General features: G+C 39.3%; 19 protein-coding genes. 17 read left to right on the top strand and 2 right to left on the bottom strand.

The features are described 5' to 3' along the window. Nucleotides 1–8: 8 nt before the first annotated feature. From CD001_RS25345 to CD001_RS25285, 14 genes are all read left to right on the top strand, one after another. Nucleotides 9–1,583, top strand: a complete 1,575-nt coding sequence (locus CD001_RS25345) for a response regulator (RefSeq protein ID WP_179298899.1) — start codon at nucleotides 9–11, stop codon at nucleotides 1,581–1,583. A gap of 168 nt (nucleotides 1,584–1,751) precedes the next feature. Then, nucleotides 1,752–3,101: an ABC transporter substrate-binding protein gene (locus CD001_RS25340; protein ID WP_407081126.1), complete on the top strand. Its 1,350-nt coding sequence runs from the start codon at nucleotides 1,752–1,754 to the stop codon at nucleotides 3,099–3,101. A gap of 447 nt (nucleotides 3,102–3,548) precedes the next feature. After that, a complete protein-coding gene (locus CD001_RS25335) occupies nucleotides 3,549–4,421 on the top strand; it encodes a carbohydrate ABC transporter permease (RefSeq protein WP_407081156.1) in 873 nt (290 codons plus the stop codon). Continuing rightward, nucleotides 4,418–5,245 (top strand): carbohydrate ABC transporter permease, encoded by an 828-nt coding sequence (locus CD001_RS25330; protein WP_096190340.1) that lies wholly within the window; start codon nucleotides 4,418–4,420, stop codon nucleotides 5,243–5,245. Before CD001_RS25335 ends, CD001_RS25330 begins: the two co-directional genes overlap by 4 nt. Before the next feature lie 62 nt (nucleotides 5,246–5,307). Beyond that, nucleotides 5,308–6,303, top strand: coding sequence for a Gfo/Idh/MocA family protein (locus tag CD001_RS25325; protein ID WP_096190339.1), 996 nt, complete (start codon nucleotides 5,308–5,310; stop codon nucleotides 6,301–6,303). Between the two features lie 522 nt (nucleotides 6,304–6,825). Next, the gene (locus tag CD001_RS25320) at nucleotides 6,826–8,007 is read left to right on the top strand and encodes a galactokinase (RefSeq protein WP_096190338.1); all 1,182 of its coding nucleotides are present in this window, start codon (nucleotides 6,826–6,828) and stop codon (nucleotides 8,005–8,007) included. 44 nt (nucleotides 8,008–8,051) lie between these two features. Further along, entirely contained in the window at nucleotides 8,052–9,053 is a 1,002-nt protein-coding gene (gene galE, locus CD001_RS25315; protein ID WP_096190337.1) for a UDP-glucose 4-epimerase GalE, read from the top strand. A gap of 77 nt (nucleotides 9,054–9,130) precedes the next feature. Continuing rightward, nucleotides 9,131–10,645: a UDP-glucose--hexose-1-phosphate uridylyltransferase gene (gene galT / locus CD001_RS25310; RefSeq protein ID WP_096190336.1), complete on the top strand. Its 1,515-nt coding sequence runs from the start codon at nucleotides 9,131–9,133 to the stop codon at nucleotides 10,643–10,645. Nucleotides 10,646–10,700: 55 nt separating this feature from the next. Beyond that, nucleotides 10,701–11,930 (top strand): ROK family transcriptional regulator, encoded by a 1,230-nt coding sequence (locus tag CD001_RS25305; protein ID WP_257009939.1) that lies wholly within the window; start codon nucleotides 10,701–10,703, stop codon nucleotides 11,928–11,930. 458 nt (nucleotides 11,931–12,388) lie between these two features. After that, nucleotides 12,389–13,561 carry a CapA family protein gene (locus CD001_RS25300; protein WP_096190335.1) on the top strand — a complete coding sequence of 391 codons (1,173 nt, stop codon included), beginning with the start codon at nucleotides 12,389–12,391 and terminating at the stop codon, nucleotides 13,559–13,561. Between the two features lie 106 nt (nucleotides 13,562–13,667). Next, entirely contained in the window at nucleotides 13,668–14,096 is a 429-nt protein-coding gene (locus CD001_RS25295; RefSeq protein ID WP_096190334.1) for a DUF1284 domain-containing protein, read from the top strand. 150 nt (nucleotides 14,097–14,246) lie between these two features. Further along, nucleotides 14,247–14,681, top strand: a complete 435-nt coding sequence (locus CD001_RS25290; protein ID WP_096190333.1) for a hypothetical protein — start codon at nucleotides 14,247–14,249, stop codon at nucleotides 14,679–14,681. Between the two features lie 576 nt (nucleotides 14,682–15,257). Continuing rightward, on the top strand, nucleotides 15,258–15,392 hold the full coding sequence (locus CD001_RS27105; RefSeq protein WP_257009938.1) for a hypothetical protein: 135 nt from the start codon (nucleotides 15,258–15,260) through the stop codon (nucleotides 15,390–15,392). A 107-nt stretch (nucleotides 15,393–15,499) separates the two neighbouring features. Next, complete coding sequence (locus CD001_RS25285; RefSeq protein ID WP_096190332.1) at nucleotides 15,500–16,075, top strand: class D sortase; 576 nt, start codon at nucleotides 15,500–15,502, stop codon at nucleotides 16,073–16,075. A 10-nt stretch (nucleotides 16,076–16,085) separates the two neighbouring features. On the opposite strand, the gene CD001_RS25280 is transcribed toward CD001_RS25285, so the two are convergent. Then, nucleotides 16,086–16,559 carry a hypothetical protein gene (locus CD001_RS25280; RefSeq protein WP_096190331.1) on the bottom strand — a complete coding sequence of 158 codons (474 nt, stop codon included), beginning with the start codon at nucleotides 16,557–16,559 and terminating at the stop codon, nucleotides 16,086–16,088. Nucleotides 16,560–16,652: 93 nt separating this feature from the next. Here CD001_RS25280 and CD001_RS25275 point away from each other — a divergent pair, with 93 nt between their 5' ends. Continuing rightward, nucleotides 16,653–17,183: a VanZ family protein gene (locus tag CD001_RS25275; RefSeq protein ID WP_096190330.1), complete on the top strand. Its 531-nt coding sequence runs from the start codon at nucleotides 16,653–16,655 to the stop codon at nucleotides 17,181–17,183. 183 nt (nucleotides 17,184–17,366) lie between these two features. Further along, nucleotides 17,367–18,230 carry an SGNH/GDSL hydrolase family protein gene (locus CD001_RS25270; protein ID WP_096190329.1) on the top strand — a complete coding sequence of 288 codons (864 nt, stop codon included), beginning with the start codon at nucleotides 17,367–17,369 and terminating at the stop codon, nucleotides 18,228–18,230. A gap of 92 nt (nucleotides 18,231–18,322) precedes the next feature. Here CD001_RS25270 and CD001_RS25265 read toward each other — a convergent pair whose 3' ends face one another. Then, the gene (locus tag CD001_RS25265) at nucleotides 18,323–18,604 is read right to left on the bottom strand and encodes a CpXC domain-containing protein (RefSeq protein WP_096190328.1); all 282 of its coding nucleotides are present in this window, start codon (nucleotides 18,602–18,604) and stop codon (nucleotides 18,323–18,325) included. 295 nt (nucleotides 18,605–18,899) lie between these two features. Between CD001_RS25265 and CD001_RS25260 the strand changes: the two genes are divergently transcribed. Next, entirely contained in the window at nucleotides 18,900–20,939 is a 2,040-nt protein-coding gene (locus tag CD001_RS25260; protein WP_096190327.1) for a penicillin-binding transpeptidase domain-containing protein, read from the top strand. Nucleotides 20,940–21,238 lie beyond the last annotated feature (299 nt).

The raw sequence follows: 21,238 nt of genomic DNA, 5'->3' as shown, positions 1-21,238 counted from the left end.
AAAAGCGTATGTACAAATTGCTAATCGTTGATGATGAAGATCTAGAGCGTCAATCATTAAGAACGATGCTAATGAGAATGTTTCATGAAATAGAAGTGGTAGGCGAAGCGAGAAACGGCAGAGAAGCGATCGAGTTAGCGGATCGCTATCACCCGGATATTATTACGATGGATATTAAAATGCCTGGCTTAAATGGCCTCGAAACAATCGAAGAAATAAAACTAAACCATCCAGCTGCTAGTTTTGTTATCTTGTCTGCGTTTGATTCATTTCAATATGCGCAAAAGGCGATGAAATTAAACGTAAATCATTATTTATTGAAGCCTTACAATCGCAATGAGTTGAAAGAAACGATCCATGAAGTGTTTAACCAAAAACAGAAAGAAAAGATTGACCGGATCGAGAAGCTGAAAATAAAAAATCGTGTAGGTCATGTGAGCAGCCTTGCAGAAACGGAATGGGTCTCAACATTAATTCATAATCAGACACAAGATTTGTCGCTAGAAGATTTGAATCAATTGATGGATATTGACTTCGACTCAGGGATGGCTCTCGTTTTATCCGTAAAAAAAGAGAAAAGTTTTCAGGAAGAGGAGAAGCAAACGCTTTATCGTTCCATTAAAAACTCGATGAAAAAACAAGGTCACTGTCTTGTAGGATCGATGATCAATGACTATATTCCAACCTTTGTTTTAGCAGAACCGGAAAAGACAGTTAGCTTGCGGAATTATGCTGCGTTACTTGTCAAAAACGTGCTTTCAACGCTAGCAAATGTCCGTGAATGGAAGGATGTTCAGTTTTTTGCTGGTGCAGGAAGTGTCTCTCATTCACTTGAAGAGTTAAAAAAATCATACAATGAAGCACTCGTTGCCTCACGAGACAAGGAGTATAAAGGGGCTGTACGGTTTTATGACGATTTGCACCTTAATCCGGAACATCAGTTACTCCCTTACGAGAAAGAGAAATGGCTGTTACAAGCATTGCAGATTGGTGACACGATTCACGCAGAAAAAATACTTGAAGATATTTTTACTGATGTCGTCATGGCATACCATAGTAGGGTCGATCGACTTAAACGCTACTTAACTGAGTTATTTGCATTTATTACGAGAGGTACTGAAATCTATCATTCAGCTAATTTTACGTTAGACGATGCGACAACAGTTGAACAAGTAAAGGAACGATTTTTTTCCGATTTTAAAATGGTTTTGAAAAAATTAGATTATTCGAGCATGGATAACAATGATGGAATTTTAAAACGTGCGAAGTCATTTATTTATCAGCATTATGCGGATGATTTATCGCTAGAAGATGTCGCGGAGAAAATCAATTTAAGTCCGGCCTATTTTAGTAAATTATTTAAAGAACAAACAGGTATCAATTTTATTGATTATTTGACAGAAATAAGAGTTGAAAAAGCAAAAGAACTAATCATAACATCGAGTTTAAGTTTGAAAGAAATTTGTTATGAAGTTGGTTACCGGGATCCGAATTATTTTAGCCGTGTATTTAAAAAGTATGAGTCGTTATCACCAACCCAGTTTCGAAAAGAAAAAGTAAAGGATAAAAATAATCCATCATAAGCACAAAAAAGTCCTGTTCTAACACATAAGTTTGAGAATTTTCTCACAAATCATAATTTTATCTAGGTTTTCGTAAAAAATGTAAGGATTTACGTCGCTCGTCATCTTCTTCGTTTTGATAGGATCATAGATGTAAGCGATTACAATCATTTCGAAGGGGGAAGTAATGTGAAATTAAAACCGTTCTTTTTATTTATGATATTAACGTTAGTTTTGTTGCTGTTCGCTGCATGTAGTAGTGAAAATACTACAGGCGATCAGGACGAAGATGAGACAGATGACAATGAAAGTGGTCAAGAAGAAACAGATGATGGAGAAGAGGAAGCAAGTGGTGATGCTGATGGCGAACTCGAAATCTTCAGCTGGTGGACAGGAGCAGGTGAAGAAGCGGGGCTTCTCGCATTAATTGATTTATTTGAGGAGAAGCATCCAGATATCGAAGTTGTCAATGCTGCAGTCGCAGGTGGAGCTGGAACGAATGCTCAAGCAGTGTTAGCAAGTCGGATGCAAGGTGACGATCCTCCGGGAACGTTCCAGATCCACGGTGGTGCAGCATTAAACACTGGCTGGGTAGCTGCAGGAAGAATGGAGCCAATTACCGATTTATATGAAGAAGAAGAGTGGCTTGATAAATTCCCACAAGACTTACTTGACATGGTGACAAACGATGGTGAAATCTATTCCGTACCCGTAAATATTCACCGAAGTAATGTTTTATTCTATAATGCTGAAATTTTTGAAGAGCATGGGTTAACCGCTCCTTCAACATTTGATGAATTCTATAATGTAGCTGACCAATTGCAAGAGGCAGGGGTAACACCGCTCGCTCTTGGAGACCGGGAAAGCTGGACAGCACTCCATTTATTAGAGACGATCATGCTTGGTGTATTAGGTCCTGATGGATATAACGATTTATGGACGAAAGATTTAGCGTTCGACTCTCCTGAGTTTGAAGAAGTTGTCGAGCACTTTGACAGATTTTTAGACTATGTGAATGATGATCACGCTGCGCGTAACTGGCAAGATGCGTCTCAATTAGTTGCAAACGGTGATGCTGCTATGAACATTATGGGGGACTGGGCAGCTGGCTATTTTGCAACAGACTTAGAGTTAGAGCCTCATGAAGACTTTGGCTGGACAGCAACTCCTGGTTCTGAAGGTTCGTTTATGGTTGTTACTGATAACTTCGGATTACCTAGTGGTGTCGATAATCCTGAAGTTGTAAAGGACTTTTTACGCGTTCTAGGTTCTGTTGAAGGACAAGACACATTTAACCCGTTAAAAGGTTCGATTCCAGCCCGTGTTGATGCGGATGCAGACGAATATAATGCTTACGGACAGCAGACGATTGAAGAGTTCGGTGAAAGTGCACTTACACCAAGTCTTGCTCATAACTCTGCCGCACCTGCTGGCTTTGTGTCACAAGCAGATCAAGCTGTAAATGTTTTTGTATCTTCTAGAAATGCGGAACAACTCATTCAAACGTTGCAACAAGCCGCAGATGAAAATATTGAGTAATTTGTCGTTTCGTATATACACAGAAATGTAATAACGGAAAAGGTGGTAGGATGCCTACCACCTTCTCTCTTAAAAGATAAAAATTTATAAAATATCTAAAATATCAATCTCTCGATTGATGTCTAGACTTCAGGCACGAGCGTTTACAACACGAGTAGGCTACGAGTTGTCTCGACGTATCTAGCTTCAAAGTGATACTAGAAGAGGAAGAGACAGCCGTTTTCGGCTCGAGGTCGCTTCGCCCCGACACTTGAAGTATAAGTTCGGACTTCTTCCTGTCGGGACTCCAGCGCTTGTCGCCGATAGGTGGGCGCCTTGCGCTTTTCTTATAAGAATGAATATTTACTTCTGTTCGTGCGAAAAAGCAGATGTATTGGATGCAAGGGAGGGTCAACGATGAAAAGAAAGGTGTTATCATCTGATAAACTGCTACCTATTTTATTTATCATGCCGACGATTATTGCAATCGGTATTTTTGTATATGGCTTTATTAGTTGGACCGGTTTTGTTTCTCTAACAAATTGGAACACGTTAACTCCGGATTTTTCATTTGCTGGTTTAAAAAACTATCTTTTTTTATTTAATGATTACAGATTTCAGTCAGGGATGCGTAATACACTCTTTTTTACGTTATTTTTCATTATCGGTGTTTTAGGGTTAGGTTTTTTCTTAGCGATCTTTATTGATTCTAAAATTAAAGGGGAATCACTGTTCAGGAATATTTTTCTTTTTCCAATGGCCTTATCATTCGTTGTGACAGGTGTTGTCTGGCAGTGGTTATTAAACCCGAGTACAGGTGTTAACCTCCTTTTAGAAAGGCTCGGTTTCGAAAATCTTCCACAATGGTATATTGATACCCGAATTGCTCTCAGCTTTCCGTTAGGGAATATTGAGTTTGGTATTCCGTTGGCACTGATTGCTGTCGTCATTGCTGCGGTCTGGCAAATGACAGGCTTTTCTTTAGCGATGTATTTAGCAGGATTAAGAGGGATTTCTGAAGAGATTAAAGAAGCGGCAAGAGTAGATGGGGCGACAGAGTTCCAAATTTATCGGAAAGTGATTTTTCCGATGCTTATGCCGATCACAGTGAGTATTGTCATTATTATGGGGCATATTTCATTAAAGATTTTTGATTTAATTTATGCTATGACTGGTTCCGGAGCTAACTTTGTGACAGATGTTCCCGGTGTTTATATGTTTGAAACGACCTTCCGAGGCAACTTCTTTGCCAATGGTGCAGCGATTGCAATCATTATGCTGCTATTAGTTGCAATTGTCATTGTGCCGTACTTGCTTGTGAACAGGAAGGGGGAAGCATGATGAAACAAGGTTTCCGATTTAACCGATTGTTGTTATATTTGTTGCTTGGGGTCATGGCTTTATTTTTCTTGATGCCTATTTATGTCATGATCATTACGAGTATTAAACCGTTAGATGAAGTGTCATTGGATAGAATGTGGGAGCTGCCGTCAACGATTTCATTTGAGGCTTACCAATATGCATTTGAGCGGTTGTATCCTAACTTTGTTAATACACTGTATTTAGTCATTCCTGCAACACTGCTGTCAGCATTGCTAGGTTCCTTGAACGGTTACGTTTTATCGAAATGGAAGTTTAAAGGATCTGATTGGATTTTTACGGCGATTTTGTTTGGAATGTTTATCCCTTACCAAAGTATCTTAATTCCATTAATTCAATTTTTGCAAAACATTGGATTGTATAATTCAATCCCTGGACTCATTCTTGTCCATGTCGTATATGGGATTCCGATTACGACACTGATTTTCAGGAATTTTTATGCGAACATTCCAAATGAGCTTTTAGAAGCTTGTAAAATTGATGGGGCAGGGTTTCTTGGAATCTATCGTTATGTTATGTTTCCGCTTTCGATTTCTGGATTTGTTGTCGTTTGTATTTGGCAGTTTACGAACATATGGAACGAATTTTTATTTGCCGTCAGTATTACGAGCTCAGGATCGCAGCCAGTTATGGTCGCCTTACAAAACCTTTCAGGGAGCCAAATTGTTCATTGGAATGTTCAAATGGCTGGTGCTTTGCTAGCTGCGTTACCGACACTATTAATTTATATTTTAGTCGGGAAGTATTTTGTGCGAGGCTTGTTAGCAGGGTCCGTAAAAGGATAAAATAGATGAAAAGATGATTCGACAAGTGCCAGGCACTTGTCGAATGAAAGGTTGTGAGGAGTATGAGATGGGGAATATTAGGTGCGTCGAACATAGCGGCGAAAGCATTAATTCCAGCGATGCAGCGTGCAGAGGATACAGAGGTTGTAGCTGTTGCAAGCAGCAGTGGGAAAGGAAGGGCTTTCGTCGAATCGTTAAGCTGTGACATTCGAAAAGTCTATGATTCTTATGAACAATTGTTAACTGATGAAGAGATCGACGCTGTTTACATTTCTGTCCCGAATCATTTACATAAAAAATGGACGATTGAAGCAGCAAAGCATGGGAAGCATGTTCTCTGTGAAAAACCAGCTTCATTAACTGAACGAGATACACAAGAAATGATAACAGCTTGCGAAGACAATCGAGTCATGTTTTTAGAAGCGTTTATGTATCAATTTCATCCGCAACATGACCGGGTGAAAGAAATCATTGCTTCAGGTGAAATCGGGAACATTACGTTAATGAAGACGAGCTTTTCTTTTTACCTCGATCCTCATTCTACAAATATCCGGCTTGACGCTTCGAAAGGTGGAGGCAGTTTGTTTGATGTTGGGTGTTATGGCTTGCACTCTATATTTAACGTGCTTGGCAGTTATCCACAGGAAATCCACAGTGTTGCAAGTGTAGATGAAAATAGCGGAGTCGATTTGACTTCGGCTGTCACTCTAAAACTAGAAAGTGGTATCCTTGCTCAAGTTGATTGCAGCATTCAACAACCGCCTAAAAATGCTTATGAAATTATTGGAGATAAAGGAAAAATAACAGTACCAGCCGCTTACCGTCCTGACAAAGAGGATGGCGGTCAAGGGAAGATTTTTGTTAATTTGGTCGATGGTCAATCTCGAACTGAATCGATAGTCGGAGATCAATATAAACAGCAAGTTGAAGTGTTTACAAGTGCGGTAAAAAATGACACATCATTAGCAAACTATCATGATCTTACTATTTACACAATACGTGCGATCGAACAATGTATGGAGAAGATTAAAAGCTCGTTAAAACGTGCCCTGGAATAGTATGAAGTCGATAGTATTGGAAAAAATGAATTGAACAAATAAAGCCTAAATCGCATCATGATTTAGGTTTTTCTTATATTTCAATTTAGGGGAATATCATAATATGTAGTGATATATTTTATCAAACCTCGTTGGAATGAGTCCTTCGCTGCGATTTTCCCCGATTAGCTGAAGCCATGCCCGTGGCAAAGAGACATTACGAATGAAAACGAAGAGCAGCACGATTAGATGTCGCACTTGTGCTCTAGAGTGCAAGAAAGTGTGTTATTGAACAAATAACATAAATAGAAAAAAATGAAAAAGTGGCTCTCCTACGGTGAGGGCTACTCTTTTAAATTAGTTTCGTCACAATCTCAGACTGATCAAAAAACAATATTAAAATAATTAACAAAGTAACCTTTACTAAATGAGCAAAAAGGAGTTACAATGATTAATAACAGGTAAACTTTTATCTTTTTTAACCACTTAATTAAAATATTGAATAAAGTAGTTTCATATTTTTAACGCAAAGGATGACGTTAGATGAAAGAGACATTATTATCCCATTTTAAAGAAGTTTTTCGTTACGAGGAGCACCGCGACGAAGAAGCTGTACGTTTCTTCTTTGCTCCAGGAAGAGTTAATTTAATTGGTGAACATATTGATTACAACGGAGGATATGTGCTTCCTGCGACATTAAGTTTCGGAACATATGTCGCCGTTAAACCGAGAACGGATAATAAAATTAAGTTGTTTTCGGTGAACTTTCCTGAGAAGGGAATGATTAGCTTTAGCCTCGATGAATTACAGTATGAGAAGGAACATGATTGGGCGAATTATCCGAAAGGAGTCTTATCTGTTTTTCAAGAGCATGGGTATGTTGGACAGCGAGGTTTTGATGCTGTGTATGATGGCAACTTACCAAACGGTGCTGGACTATCTTCATCAGCTTCTATTGAAGTAGTGACTGCTGTCCTTTGGAATAAGATTAACGGTTTTCAGGTCGACGAAGTGGAGCTCGTTAAAATGTGTCAACAGGCAGAAAATGAATTTATCGGTGTCAATTGTGGCATTATGGATCAATTTTCAGTTGGGCTTGGAAAGAAGGATCATGCCGTTTTACTCGATTGCGATACGCTTAAATATGAATACAGCCCGTTAATGCTGGGAGATTATGTTTTCGTTATTGCAAATACAAATAAACGGCGTGGATTAACGGATTCCAAATATAATGAACGGCGGAATGAGTGTGAACAGGCACTCGCTCAGCTGCAGAAAAACCATCATATCCAAAAGCTTTGTGAACTAGACGGTAAAACGTTTGAAAACGATGAGTCGTTGGTTACAAATGATGTTGTAAGAAAACGTGCGAAACATGCGGTATTTGAAAATGAACGGACGGTAAAAGCAGCAGCATTTTTACGGAATGGTGATTTACTCAATTTCGGCAAGATGATGAATGAATCTCATCGCTCATTGCGCGATGATTATGAAGTGACAGGTAAAGAGCTCGATGCACTCGTTTCGGCTGCATGGGAGGAAGAGTCTGTGATTGGAGCAAGGATGACAGGGGCAGGGTTTGGCGGATGTACAGTAAACCTCATTCATCAAGATCAATTAGAAGAAGTTTTATCACGGATTGGCAAGAAATATAAAGATCAAACAGGGTTAGAGGCGGATTTTTATATCGCCCACAGTGGTAAAGGTGCACACGAAATGAATTAGAGGGCATATCGGATTTATTAAATTTTGGAAGGGGAGAAAAGAACATGGCCGTTTTAGTTTGTGGAGGAGCGGGTTATATTGGCAGCCATGCTGTCGCTGATTTAATTGAAAAAGGTGAAAAAGTTGTTGTGATCGATAATTTGCAAACAGGTCACCTCGATGCAGTCGCACAAGGTGCTGATTTGTATATTGGTGATTTACGAAATAAGGATTTATTAGCTCGTGTTTTTAAAGAAAACGAGATTGATGCAGTGATTCATTTTGCTGCTGATTCACTTGTAGGTGTAAGTGTAACGGAGCCTCTTCAATATTACGAAAATAATGTGTACGGGGCAATGTGTCTGTTAGAAGCGATGAAAAATCACGATGTGAAGCAAATCGTTTTTTCTTCTACAGCAGCAACATATGGAGAGCCGACAAATATCCCGATCATGGAGACAGACCCGACTGTTCCGACGAACCCTTACGGGGAGACGAAACTGGCTATTGAAAAGATGCTTAAATGGAGTGAGCAAGCATACGGAATTCGTTCAGTATCACTCCGCTATTTTAATGTTGCAGGTGCCCATATGAACGGCCATATAGGCGAGGATCATCAACCGGAAACACATTTAATTCCGATTGTCCTGCAAGCAGCACAAGGTCAAAGGGAGAAAATCATGATTTTCGGTGATGATTACGATACGCCTGATGGTACGTGTATTCGCGACTATATTCATGTAATTGATTTAATTTCTGCTCACTTATTAGCATTAGATCATCTACGGGATGGTGGAAAAAGTGATGTGTATAATCTTGGTAACGGCAACGGCTTTAGTGTGAAAGAAGTGATTGAAACGGCAAGAAAAGTAACTTATCAAGAAATTACAGCTGAGGTTGCACCGCGACGTGGCGGCGATCCTGCACAATTAATTGCTTCATCTGAAAAGGCAAAGCAGGAGCTTGGGTGGGAACCAAAATTTACATCATTAGCTGAAATCATTGAAAGTGCATGGAAATGGCATCAACGAAAGCCAAACGGCTATGAAGACAGCTGGATCAAGTGATTTTGATTAATGAATCGGCACTGTGTGAAGTGTGTCTAACAATGGGACGTGACTTTAATGGATAAGGAAGTGATCTCATGAACGTTTACCAATCAATTGAACGGCTTTTACAATATGGTTTAAATAAACAATTATTTAAAGAGATGGACAAAGATTACGTAAGAAATCAACTATTACATGTGCTGAACTTGGATGATTATGAAGAATCAATCGTTGACGAAGAGGTATATGAAAGCCCGGTTCCAATTTTAAACGATCTGTTAAATTGGGCGGAACAAAATGGACGCTTGTCAAACAGTAGTACTGTTACTGAGAGAGATTTGTTAGACACGGCTTTAATGGGGTGTCTTACAGGTCGACCGTCAGAAGTGTACAATCAATTTCAGCAGCAAATGGAGCGGGAAGGGATAGAAGCAGCAACAAAGAGCTTTTATGACTTCAGTAAAGCTGTCCATTATATTCGAACTGATCGAATTGCGAAAAATGAAAGCTGGTTTACCGAAACAGAGTACGGCGACTTAGAAATAACGATCAATTTATCTAAGCCTGAAAAGGACCCAAAAGAAATCGCAGCTGCTAAACAAGTGAAACAGGCGAACTATCCTAAATGTTTACTTTGTAAGGAAAATGTCGGCTTTGCAGGAAGAGTCAATCATCCTGCAAGGCAAAATTTACGAACAATTCCTCTCCAATTAGGAGATGAGAATTGGCATCTGCAATTTTCACCGTACGTTTATTACAATGAACATGCGATCGTTTTTAAAGAAAAGCATGAACCGATGAAAATAACGAAAAATACGTTTGAAAGACTATTGAAGTTTGTTAAAAAATTTCCTCACTATTTTCTTGGCTCTAATGCGGATTTACCGATTGTAGGGGGATCAATTTTAAGTCACGACCATTTCCAAGGTGGAAAGCATGAATTTCCGATGGCAAAGGCAGATTATGAGACGACATTTACGATTGATCGTTATCCTAGTGTAAAAGCAGGAATTGTGAAATGGCCGATGTCCGTTATTCGCCTTCAGGGAGAAAGTGTGACAGAAATGACAGAGGCAGCTTATTATATTTTTCAACGCTGGACTGGATATTCTGATGATTCAGTGGGGATTCATGCGTTTTCTAACGATACTCCGCATAACACGATTACCCCGATCGCGAGAAAACGTGATGGAAAGTTTGAATTAGACCTTGTTCTTAGAAATAACCGGACAAATGAAGAACATCCTGACGGGATTTTTCATCCACATAAAGACGTCCATCATATAAAAAAAGAAAATATCGGGTTAATCGAAGTGATGGGGCTTGCTGTTCTGCCAGGACGTTTACAAGAGGAGCTACAAGAACTCGCTGACGCATTGTGCAGTGCAAGTCCGGAAAAGGTCATACTAGAAAATGAAAAAATTGCAAAGCATTCTGAATGGGCATTAAAAGTAGGAAAGAAATATACGACCTTAAATGATGACAACACGCTATCTATTCTTCAAGAAGAAGTCGGGTTGATTTTTTTAGAAATTTTAAAACATGCTGGCGTTTATAAAAGAGATGCTGCCGGAAGAAAAGCATTTAGGGATTTCGCTCATTCGCTGTAAGAGGAGAGCTTCAATCATGGTGTATAAGGTGAAAGATGAAAGGTAGGGAAATGAGTTGATTAGATCGGAGACAGCTGGTAGCTTTCAGCTTATGAAGTCGCTTAACCGCTCACTTATTTTAAATACGATCCGGTCTAAAGGGCCGATTTCTAGAGCGGATATAGCAAAACAAACGAAACTTACCCCGCCAAGCATTACGAATATTGTCAATGAACTTCTTGAAACGAATCTGATTAAAGAAAGTGAGACAGGTGTATCAAAAGGCGGTAGACGTCCGATTCTCTTAACGATTAATTGGACGAGTCACTACGTAATTGGGATTGATATTGGTGTCCATAAAATAAGATTCGTTTTGACAGACCTGAAAGCTGATATTGTCGAAAAAGCGTATGTCAAATTGCCTTCTCGCCTAACTGAAACAGAGCTTGTTCGTATTCTGAAGGAGAATATTAGCGAGATGATGAAGCAATCGAATATACCGGTTTCAAAAATGATTGGCATTGGGATCGGGATGCACGGAATCGTCGATTCGGAAAAAGGGGTTTCTTTGTATGCACCGACATTAAACTTAAAAAATATTCCTCTCAAAGCTGAACTGCAAGAAGAGTTTCATTTGCCGGTAAAGGTAGAAAATGATGCAAAAACGTTAGCATTAGGTGAAAAATGGTTTGGGCAAGGCTTTGATACTGAAAACCTTGTCAGCATTAATGTTGGCAGGGGCATCGGAGCGGGAATTATTTTAAACAATCAAATTTATCACGGAGATGATCATATCGCTGGCGAGATCGGACATATCGTCATTGATATTGATGGACCGAAGTGCTCGTGCGGAAATTATGGTTGCCTTCAAACGTTGGCAGGCGGTACGGCATTAACTGAGTACGTCTTAAAAGAGATTGCCTTAGGGAGAAAAACAACGATATTAGATGAAGCAGAAGGAGAATTAGAAAAAATAAATGGTGAAATCATTTATGAAGCAGCTTTAAAAAAGGATTCTCTCGCCCTGGAAGCTTTTGAAAAGAATGGACGCTACCTCGGTATCGGGGTTGCAAACTTAATCCATTTTATGAATCCTTCATTAATTGTAATAGGAGGAGGCGTATCGAAAGCTGGAAACTTATTGTTAGACCCTGTCCGTAATTTAGTGAAGCAAAGAGGATTAACTGATGGAGCAAAGGATACGCAAATCGTTGCCTCAAAGCTTGGTGAACACGGCACAGCGATCGGAGCGATTACGTTAATTTTAGCTGATTTATTTGCTCTTGAACTTCAAAGAGGTCATTAACTCGACTATAAAGAGGGTTGCTGGTCACACGTGCGGGATATGTTCTTCATATTCAAGTTGATGATGGCACCGATACTCTATAAGGCATAGAATTCGTTATTGTCATAAAAAGCACTCTTTACGAACATAGGATTCCTTACTTGATAAAAAGGTGAAAAAAGTACACCAATATTACATCATATAGAAGCTTTTGGGGCTAAATAATTCACTCAGTTTCCGCAAAAAACTGAAGCTTTAATAAAGAGAAGTAAAACCTGCTGGGATAGGCTAACCAGCAGTTTTTTTTACGTAGAAAAGTTTATACTCCTCCTCGTCCGATAATGCAACCATTTACTGTCAATGTCATACTTTCATGTGATCTTGGAAACGTTAAAAGTATTTACATGGATTTTCCATTTACAATTGTAGTCAGTTTTCGACAATGGTAAGATAAACTAGGAATAAAGGAGGGGGATACTTTGAAATCGAAGCGTGTATTCAAATTCATTGTTGGAATGTTTTTTATTACACTTCTTGTTTTCATCTCATTGAATTGGTCGTCCTTTAAAGGAATTTATTATGTATTAGCTTCTGAAACGAATGTAAATGATTATTTAGACAATCGGGAGTTTTCAAGTGAAGAAAGAAACGGTACGCCGAACCGGAAAATGATATATGAGGCGGAAATAGGTGCTGTCGGAGACGTCTTGCTGCATTCGAGAGTTTATGTTGATGCTGAAACAGACGAAGGCTACGATTTTCTCCCGATGCTTGAGCCGGTTGAGTCCTATATATCTGAGCTTGATTTTGCGATGGCGAATCAAGAGTCAATCCCTGGAGGATCACAGATTGGCCTGTCAACTTATCCTTTATTTAATAGTCCGACAGAGATCGCGGATGACCTGCAAGCAGTAGGTTTTAATTTATTGAGTATGGCAAACAATCATTCACTCGATGCTGGACTGGAAGGGATTTATAGTGCGATAGAGCACCTGAATGACATCGATATGCCATATGTTGGTGTATACGAAAGTGAAGATGACAGAAATGAACAAAGAATATTTGATGTGAATGGAATTGACTTTGGTGTTTTATCTTATACATACGGTACGAACGGAATCCCGATTCCGCCTGGCCATGAATATTCTGTTGCGTTATTAGAGAAAGACAAGATGATTAAAGATGTACAAGAGTTGAAGAATGAAACCGATGTCGTCGTTGTTCATGCTCATTGGGGGGACGAGTATGCGCGAACTCCGAATCAACAACAAACAACTCTTGCCCGGGAATTAGTAGAAGCCGGTGCTGATGTTATATTTGGACATCACCCTCATGTTCTTCAGCCGATTGAATGGATTGAAGGTGAACAAGGGAGAAAAGGAATTGTCTTTTACTCTTTAGGTAATTTCTTGTCAGGACAGGACTTTGAATATACTGATATTGGCGGGATTGGGAGAGTCAATGTAAAAAAGGTGGTCGAGAACGGTGACACGAAAATCGAACTCGACTCACCGGATATCTTGCCGACATTTGTTCACCATGAGAATCAAAGGAACCGGCGTGTGATCTTATTAGAAGAAGCTTATGGAGAAGGCTATATCGACAAGTCGGATGAAAAAATCATCAACCATACCGAGGCGATGATGAACTAGGTATTCTGACGAATGGGGACATTTAATCATTTTTTAAATGAACCAAGCCTCTGTGTAAACGAATTATGATAAAATATCGTTAACATAATGGTAGGGGTGGTTAACGATGGAGAAGTCATTACGTGGTCATCATTTATTATGTGTTCACGGGTTTCAAGGAATGGGATATAGTCCTCGTTTTGTGAAAAGAATGAACGAGATCGTTGAGGATATTCGTAATGAAGAATTAGACTTTCCAATTAGAGCGATCGTAGATTTGGATGATGCGTGCAGCGCATGCCCTCATAATGGAGACAGCTTTTGTGCTGCTAGTGATGGAGCCGATAAGCATGTGAAATCAATGGATCGAAAAGTCATTGATCACCTTCAGTTAGAGGAAGGTAAACATTATAGGAAGAGTAAATTAGTAAAATGGACAGCAAAAATGGTCGAGCCTGACGATTTAGATACACTTTGTAAAGGTTGCAGCTGGTTATCATACGGTGTATGCAAAGCCGGAATAAGAAATTTGAAGGAAAAGCATGGCATGAATTAACAATTTTGAGAGTTTACATGAGCCCTGAAATGATTCAGGGTTTTTATTATTCCAAATTTTATCAAAAAATAGTAACTTTTATTTTGATTATCTAGTTCTTACGGATTATAATCTATGAAGGGAGATGTAAAAAAACGGGAGGAGATACGATTGAAAAAGGAAGAGTTAGCTCAGAAAATCAAAGAAGTTGTCGAAAATGATTTGTACTCTTATACAAATACAAGCAAGAAAAAAGGAGAGGCTTTTACAATATTTAATGGCCAAGATATTAAATTTGGCAAAGTTGAGCTGACAGAGACGAGACTCAGAGTCATCTTACATTTGATACCACAAAAATATTCACTAGGTGAACTCGTTCAGTTGCTTCATATCCCGATAAGGAAAAAAGGATCAAGGTATACGGGAATGTTTTTGCAGGAATCTGAGGACGGTATAGCGAATTATGACACGATTGAAATATCGCTTTATTCTGATTATTTCAGCCCGGTAAATCAAGCAAATGTTCGGAGCTTATTACAATTTGTTAAAGCAGTTACAGCTGAAAGTGGATTTAAAAGTGGCGAATTGAAAGATAAGAAAGCATAAAATTTAATTCTTGATTGCTTTCTAGACTTCAGGCACGAGCGTTTACTACACGAGCTTCCACACGGATGGGGTGACTTCGACGTTCCCGCAGGACGCGGGGGTTTTAGCCGAAGATCTTATCTTACGAGTTGTCTCGACGGACAGGACGTCCTAATGCCAGGCATGCCACAGGACGTGGCGTATTGCCCGGTTGACGGATCTAGCTTCAAAGTGATACTAGAAGAGGAAGAGACAGCCGTTTTCGGCTCGAGGTCGCTTCACCGATAGGCGGGCGCCTTGCGATTTTTTTATAAGGGATCTGTTGTCCACGAAAGAGAACCTTAGATCGCCTGCGATATTGAGCGGCCATAGGATCCGCTATTTGTGACAAAAACGCTGATTTTTGGGTCTTTGCGGCCACACGATCCTCTATTGAAAGAAAAAGTCGCTGCTGACTCGTGTTTTGGAGGAGATAACGGAACAGGTGTCCTCGAAGGCAGCGAGAAAGCTGATTTTTAGTCAAATAAGGGATATGTTGTCCGCCAAAGAGAACCTTAGATCGCCTGCGATATTGAGCGGCCATAGGATCCGCTATTTGTGACAAAAATGCTGATTATTGGGTCTTTGCGGCCACACGATCTTTTATTGAAAGAAAAAGTCGCTGATGACTCGTGTTTTGGAGGAGATAACGGAACAGGTGTCCTCGAAGGCGGCGAAAAAGCTGATTTTTAGTCAAATAAGGGATCTGTTGTCCGCCAAAAAGAACCTCAGATCGTCGGCGAAAAGCTGTTTTTTATGTATAATGTTGTTTAGAACAATGAATGAAGGGGAGTTCCTCTATGCAAAAAATGATTGCATCGTTATTAGTATTGGCTGGGTTTATATTAGTCGGATACGCTGGTTACGAAATGTACATGACAAACGTCCAGCAAGAACAAGCGCTCCAATCTGCGAAGGAACTTGTTGTTGAAGAAGTAGAAGAGGTCGTATGGGAAGAGGATGGTTTAGAGTTTACTCCGGAGCAGGGGGAAGTCATCGGTATATTAACGATTCCAGCCCTGGACGCTGAATTGCCAATCATTGAAGGGACACATGAAGATGAGTTGGCACGTGGTGTCGGCCATTTTGAAGGTACGGGATATCCTTCACAAAACAGACAGATCCTCCTTTCGGGGCACCGAGACACGGTTTTTCGTAGCTTAGGTGAATTAGAAGTTGGCGATATTTTTGAAGTGACAATGAGTTATGGTACTTTTCAGTATGAAATCGAAGAATCATTTATTGTCGACGCTGATGATACATCGGTTATTGACTACTCCATTGATGAAGAGCTACTAACGGTCTCTACATGCTATCCGTTCTCTTTTGTCGGAAATGCTCCTGAAAGATACATTCTACAAGCGAAGCCATTGTAGCCGGGAGCTGTTAATATAATTTTTTAGACAGTTGATTGTAGAGATCATTCTTTGCTTTTTCATATGACTCCTTTGCTGAATCAGCAGCCTCTGTATCATACCCATTAGCGGTCAAGTGTTCAACAAAGGCATGATATTTTTCATCAAATCGTGCATCCATTTCTTCTTCGATTGATTTAGCTTTTACATAATATGTACGATAAAAGTATGCGTACGAAATCGCCTCACCGCTCTTTGTTTTATTTTGATAATCTTGATAAGCCACTTCAAATAGTTGATTCTGTTCATGTTCAGCTTCTTTTTTTAGTTGAGCGAATTCTTGATTATATGATGAAATGATTGCTTCTTTAGACTGCTGGGCTTGGAAGCGTTGTTCTTCGTGATCATTTGTTTTTACTTGATTTTCAATTAAGTGCTGAGAAATGTTAATGAAAACTACGGTAAAAATACCAATTGCCAACGCAAGAAATATATATTTTTTCATGAAAGAACTCCTTCCTCATCTACGGGTTCAAAAAACAGTATTAGCATCCTTAGAAAGAGATATACTGATTTGTGATTTGATTGAGGTGTATGAATGTCAAAAGTGAAAATAGCTTTATATTATTATTTACCTTTCATCGTATGGCTAGGGATGATTCATTTCTCGTCCTCGCAGTCATATGAAGATCAAAACGTTCAGCCGATTTTAAAAGGGGTAAACTTAGATTGGATGTACAACTGGTTTTCTTGGGTATCTTTTCGATACGGTGAATCAGTTGTCAGCTTAGAAACTCGAACACCCGAAGCTTTTGTCGAGTTTTTTTTACGTAAAGGAGCACACCTTTTTGTGTTTGCTGTCCTCGGAATTTTTGCACTACGACTCCTTCATCTGTACATCCGAAAAAACATGTATTATGCAGCACTGTTAGCTTGGGGATTTGTCGTCGTTTATGCAGCTGTCGATGAATACCGGCAACTGTTACATCCGAACCGTTCTGGAATGGTTGAAGATGTTGTTTTAGATTCAATTGGCGGTGCACTCGGAATTGCCGCTTTTTTATTAATAAGAAATCGTTTAGGTCGTAAAACTAAAGAAAAAAATGCGCTGAATAGTGGGAGTAATTGAAGAAACATTTGGAAAAAAACCTATGATTATGTAAAATGATGTAGTATCATAAAAGTAAATTTTTGTGACAACAGTCGGTAGAAAAAAAGGCATACATATTTAAGAGTAAGGGTCTGTTAAATAACAATGTGTTTTAACAAGCCAAAGTAAAAAAGAAAAATTGACATAAGAGGAGTTTCACTTATGCCTAAATGGTTAATTGTAAGCATTGTTTTTGTTTCGATCATATTGGTTATATTCGGAAGGATTCACTACCAAAATAAACTAGGCGATATTGCAGCAGAAGCTAATTCTCAAACGTTAACTCAAGTGGTGGATACGGATGATTCGAGTGCAGAATCAGTAGAATCTGATGACGGAGAAAATGAAAATGAAAGTGATCGTAATATTGATATTGATGTAGATGGTTTAACCGACAGGATTCCTGAGGATATTGCCGAAGTGATTACGCAAAAAGTAAATGATAACGAACAAGTAGAAATTGCTGCATTCGGTTCTCGGGCAATTGAAGATTGGGTTGGTGTAGGGCTAACACCATGGCCAGAATTATTGGAAGATAATTTGAATGAGGTTTATGGTAATGATTTGTTCCAAGTAAATACATATTCTTTTGGTATCGATACAAGTGTAGATGTTATGTTTGAGAACGGACATGTTTCAATGGCTGAATCAAGACCAGATATTGTCATCATCGAATCGTTTAGCTGGAATAATAACGTTACAGGAACTCAAGAGGAAACAACAATTGAAAATATTGAAACAGTTATGGAAACGGTTCTTAATGAAAATGAAGATACAGTTGTTGCTATTCAGCCGCCACACCCAGTTTATAATACAACTAATTATCCATTGCAAGTTGAGCGATTGCGCCAGTATACACAGAATCAAGGTTATTTTTATATTGATCATTGGGAAGCGTGGCCGGGAATTAATGATGAAGAGTTGCTCGTATATGTTGATGCGGAGACGCAAATGCCGACTGAAGAAGGTCATGAACTATGGAGTGATTATCTTTCTACCTTTTTCATTGGTGAAAGTGAAAATTAAAGGAATAACTCGAAAAAACACCTCTTTTATGTGAGGTGTTTTTAGTAGGTTATGTACTAGCTTTTTCGATCATTTAATTATGTATGTAGTCATTAAAATTCCTCTTGATGCTTAACCTTGATTAGATCTTCTTTTTCTTCTTTATCAATGAAGGTTAGTTTATGTGCGGAGAAGCCAGTATGACATTTAGGACATTGGTAAGGGAAAGAATTCCCTTTATTTGATGCTGCTTCACGTACATCTGGAGATTGAACGCCATAAACTTCTTTTGCAATACTATTCCACATTTCAATGTCAGTTTCTTCTTCGCAGCTCGGACAACTAATGTGAGTCGTATTCATTAATTTTTTCTTGCGTAAAAATTTTAAAACCATGAATTTTAACCACCTTGCAAAAGTCTTATATTTATTAAACTAGCTGTGTAAAAAAGTCATACTTTTATTATCGACAATGGTGCATAAAAAATACATAGTACTATTCTATGAATCATTATAATACAAAAGTCAAATTTTGTGTCGGAAATATGAGAAATTTTGAAAAAGGGAATCGTCCTCATATAAAAATGCCAATATATTTTTCTTATATTAAATCCAAAAGATGGAACATAGGTTCTAGTGTTTTGGTATAATAGGTGTAGTTGTTGAAGAAGGGGAAGAGGAGGTTGACAATGTGAAAAAAATAGGCATGTTATTTCTTTTCATTTTCTTTGTTTCTGCTTGTTCTAGTGATGAAGCAGTAAATCCTGAAGATACACTTGATCATTATATTACTGCTTGGGAAGGGCAGAACTACGATGAAATGTTTCACACATTAAATACGAGCTCAGAAGAAGAGCTAAATGGCTACGAATGGAATCTTTCAGAACGTTTTGAAAAAGTCCATGAAGATTTAGGTGTGAATTCAATTGAAATTACATATGAATCACGTGATTTTGCCGAAGAGGAAATAGATCTCGAAGAGACAGAAGAGCTTGATTACCAAGTGCACGTTGGAATGAATACGATTACCGGAGATATTTCTTATACGACCAATGTTCTTTTGACTAAGGAAATAGACATGATCGAAGACGAGGAAGTTGAAGTTTGGAGTGTCGATTGGCACCCTTCTCATTTATTTATGGGTCTGAAAACGAACGATGATCAAATACAAGTTTCGACAGAACCGTCAAATCGCGGAGAAATCTTTGATCGTTACGGAACACCTTTAGCAACAAACGGAGAAGTGTATGAAGTTGGTTTTGTACCAGAAAGAATGGAAGATTTTGATGATGCGACAAATCGCTTTGCAGATATTTTGAATATTGATGTTGAGACGGTTCGTGATTTAGCGAACCGATATCCAGATAACCCGGATTGGTTTGCACCAGTACAACATATATCATTATCGGATGAAAGAGTAGATGATTTACTTAATATTCCTGGGGTCCTTTTAAACCGTGAGGAAGGAAGGGAATACCATTTTGGGGGAGAACTTGCCCATCTCATCGGTTATGTCGGCCAAATTACAGCGGAAGAACTGGAGGAGCGTGAAGGAGAAGGCTATCATATGAATTCGATCATCGGAAAACGTGGGTTAGAAGCCGCTCTTGAAAATGATCTGCGTGGGGAGCCGGGTGTGACCATTTCAGTCGCCGATGAAGAAGGGAATACACGTGATGTGTTAATGAAATCTGATCCTGTTCATGGTGACAATATTACCTTAACGATTGATGTGTCGATCCAAGAGAAATTAGTTGATACGTTTGGTGACGATACCGGGGCAGGTGTCGTGATGGACCCGACATCGGGTGAAGTGTTAGCACTAGTCAGTTTACCATCCTATGATTCAAACTTGCGTTATTTACAGTTGACTGATCCGCGTGCAGAATCGATAGATGATCCGAATACACTCATAACACGAAGATTTCAAAATGTTTATTCACCAGGTTCAGCTTTTAAACCATTTACAGCAGCTGCAGGATTGGAAGAAGGTACGTTAGATCCAGATGAGGTGTTTGAAATTGAAGGAAAACAGTGGCAGCCAGATGATGGCAGCTGGGGAGACTATCGGATTACACGTGTGAATGAACAAGTAAGTGATATTGATCTAAAAACAGGTATGATGTATTCAGATAACATTTATTTTGCGATGCAAGCTTTAGCTTTAGGGGAAGAAAAGATGGAGTCATGGGCAGAAACATTTGGATTTGGGGAACCATTTCCGTTTGGTTTTCCTATGAATGCTTCGTCCATTTCTAATGATGGTCTTTCTTCTGAGCCACTTTTAGCAGACACAGGCTACGGTCAAGGTCAAGTCCTAATGAATCCGCTCCACCTGGCTTCTTTATATACGATGTTTATTCATGATGGAAGCGTGATTCAACCGCAATTGTTTGAGGGAAGCGAGCCGGAAATGTGGAAGGAAGACACGATCTCACCTGAAACAGCAAACATTGTGCTCGATAGCCTTATCGCAGTAGTAGAAGACTCAAATGGTACAGCATCCCGCGAAAATCCAGGTCATAACCGAGCGCTAGCCGGGAAAACGGGTACAGCAGAATTGAAAGATTCATTAGAAGATGAATCCGGTGAAGAATTAGGCTGGTACGTTGCTTTTGATTATGAAGAGAAGGACCTTCTAATTGCAGTGATGATTGAAGACTCACAGGAGCATGGCGGTAGTGGCTATGCTGTGGATCTCGTAAATGAATTTGTCGGAAAAGTTGAATAATCGTTTTGAAGGTATCACGTCAATCGCGTGGTACCTTTTTTCATTTGAAAAATATATGATAGACAGCTAACTGTTGAAAAAGTTTCAGCAATGAGCGATTACATCACGAGCTTCCACACGGATGTGGTGACTTCGGTGTTCCCGCAGGACGTGGGAGTTTAGCTGGAGATCTGATCTATCGGGTTGTCTCAACGAACAGGACGTCCTAATGTTGGACATGCCATAGGACGTGACGTGTTGTCCGGTTGACAAATTTCTACAAAGCTTTACTAGCAGAGGAAGAGACAAGTTCCTTGTGC

This window comes from Evansella halocellulosilytica (assembly GCF_002335745.1).
In the GTDB taxonomy this organism is placed as follows: domain Bacteria; phylum Bacillota; class Bacilli; order Bacillales; family Salisediminibacteriaceae; genus Bacillus_CA; species Bacillus_CA halocellulosilytica.
The sequence above is the reverse complement of the archived record's forward strand: the minus strand, read 5'-3'. Positions and strand labels throughout refer to the sequence as shown.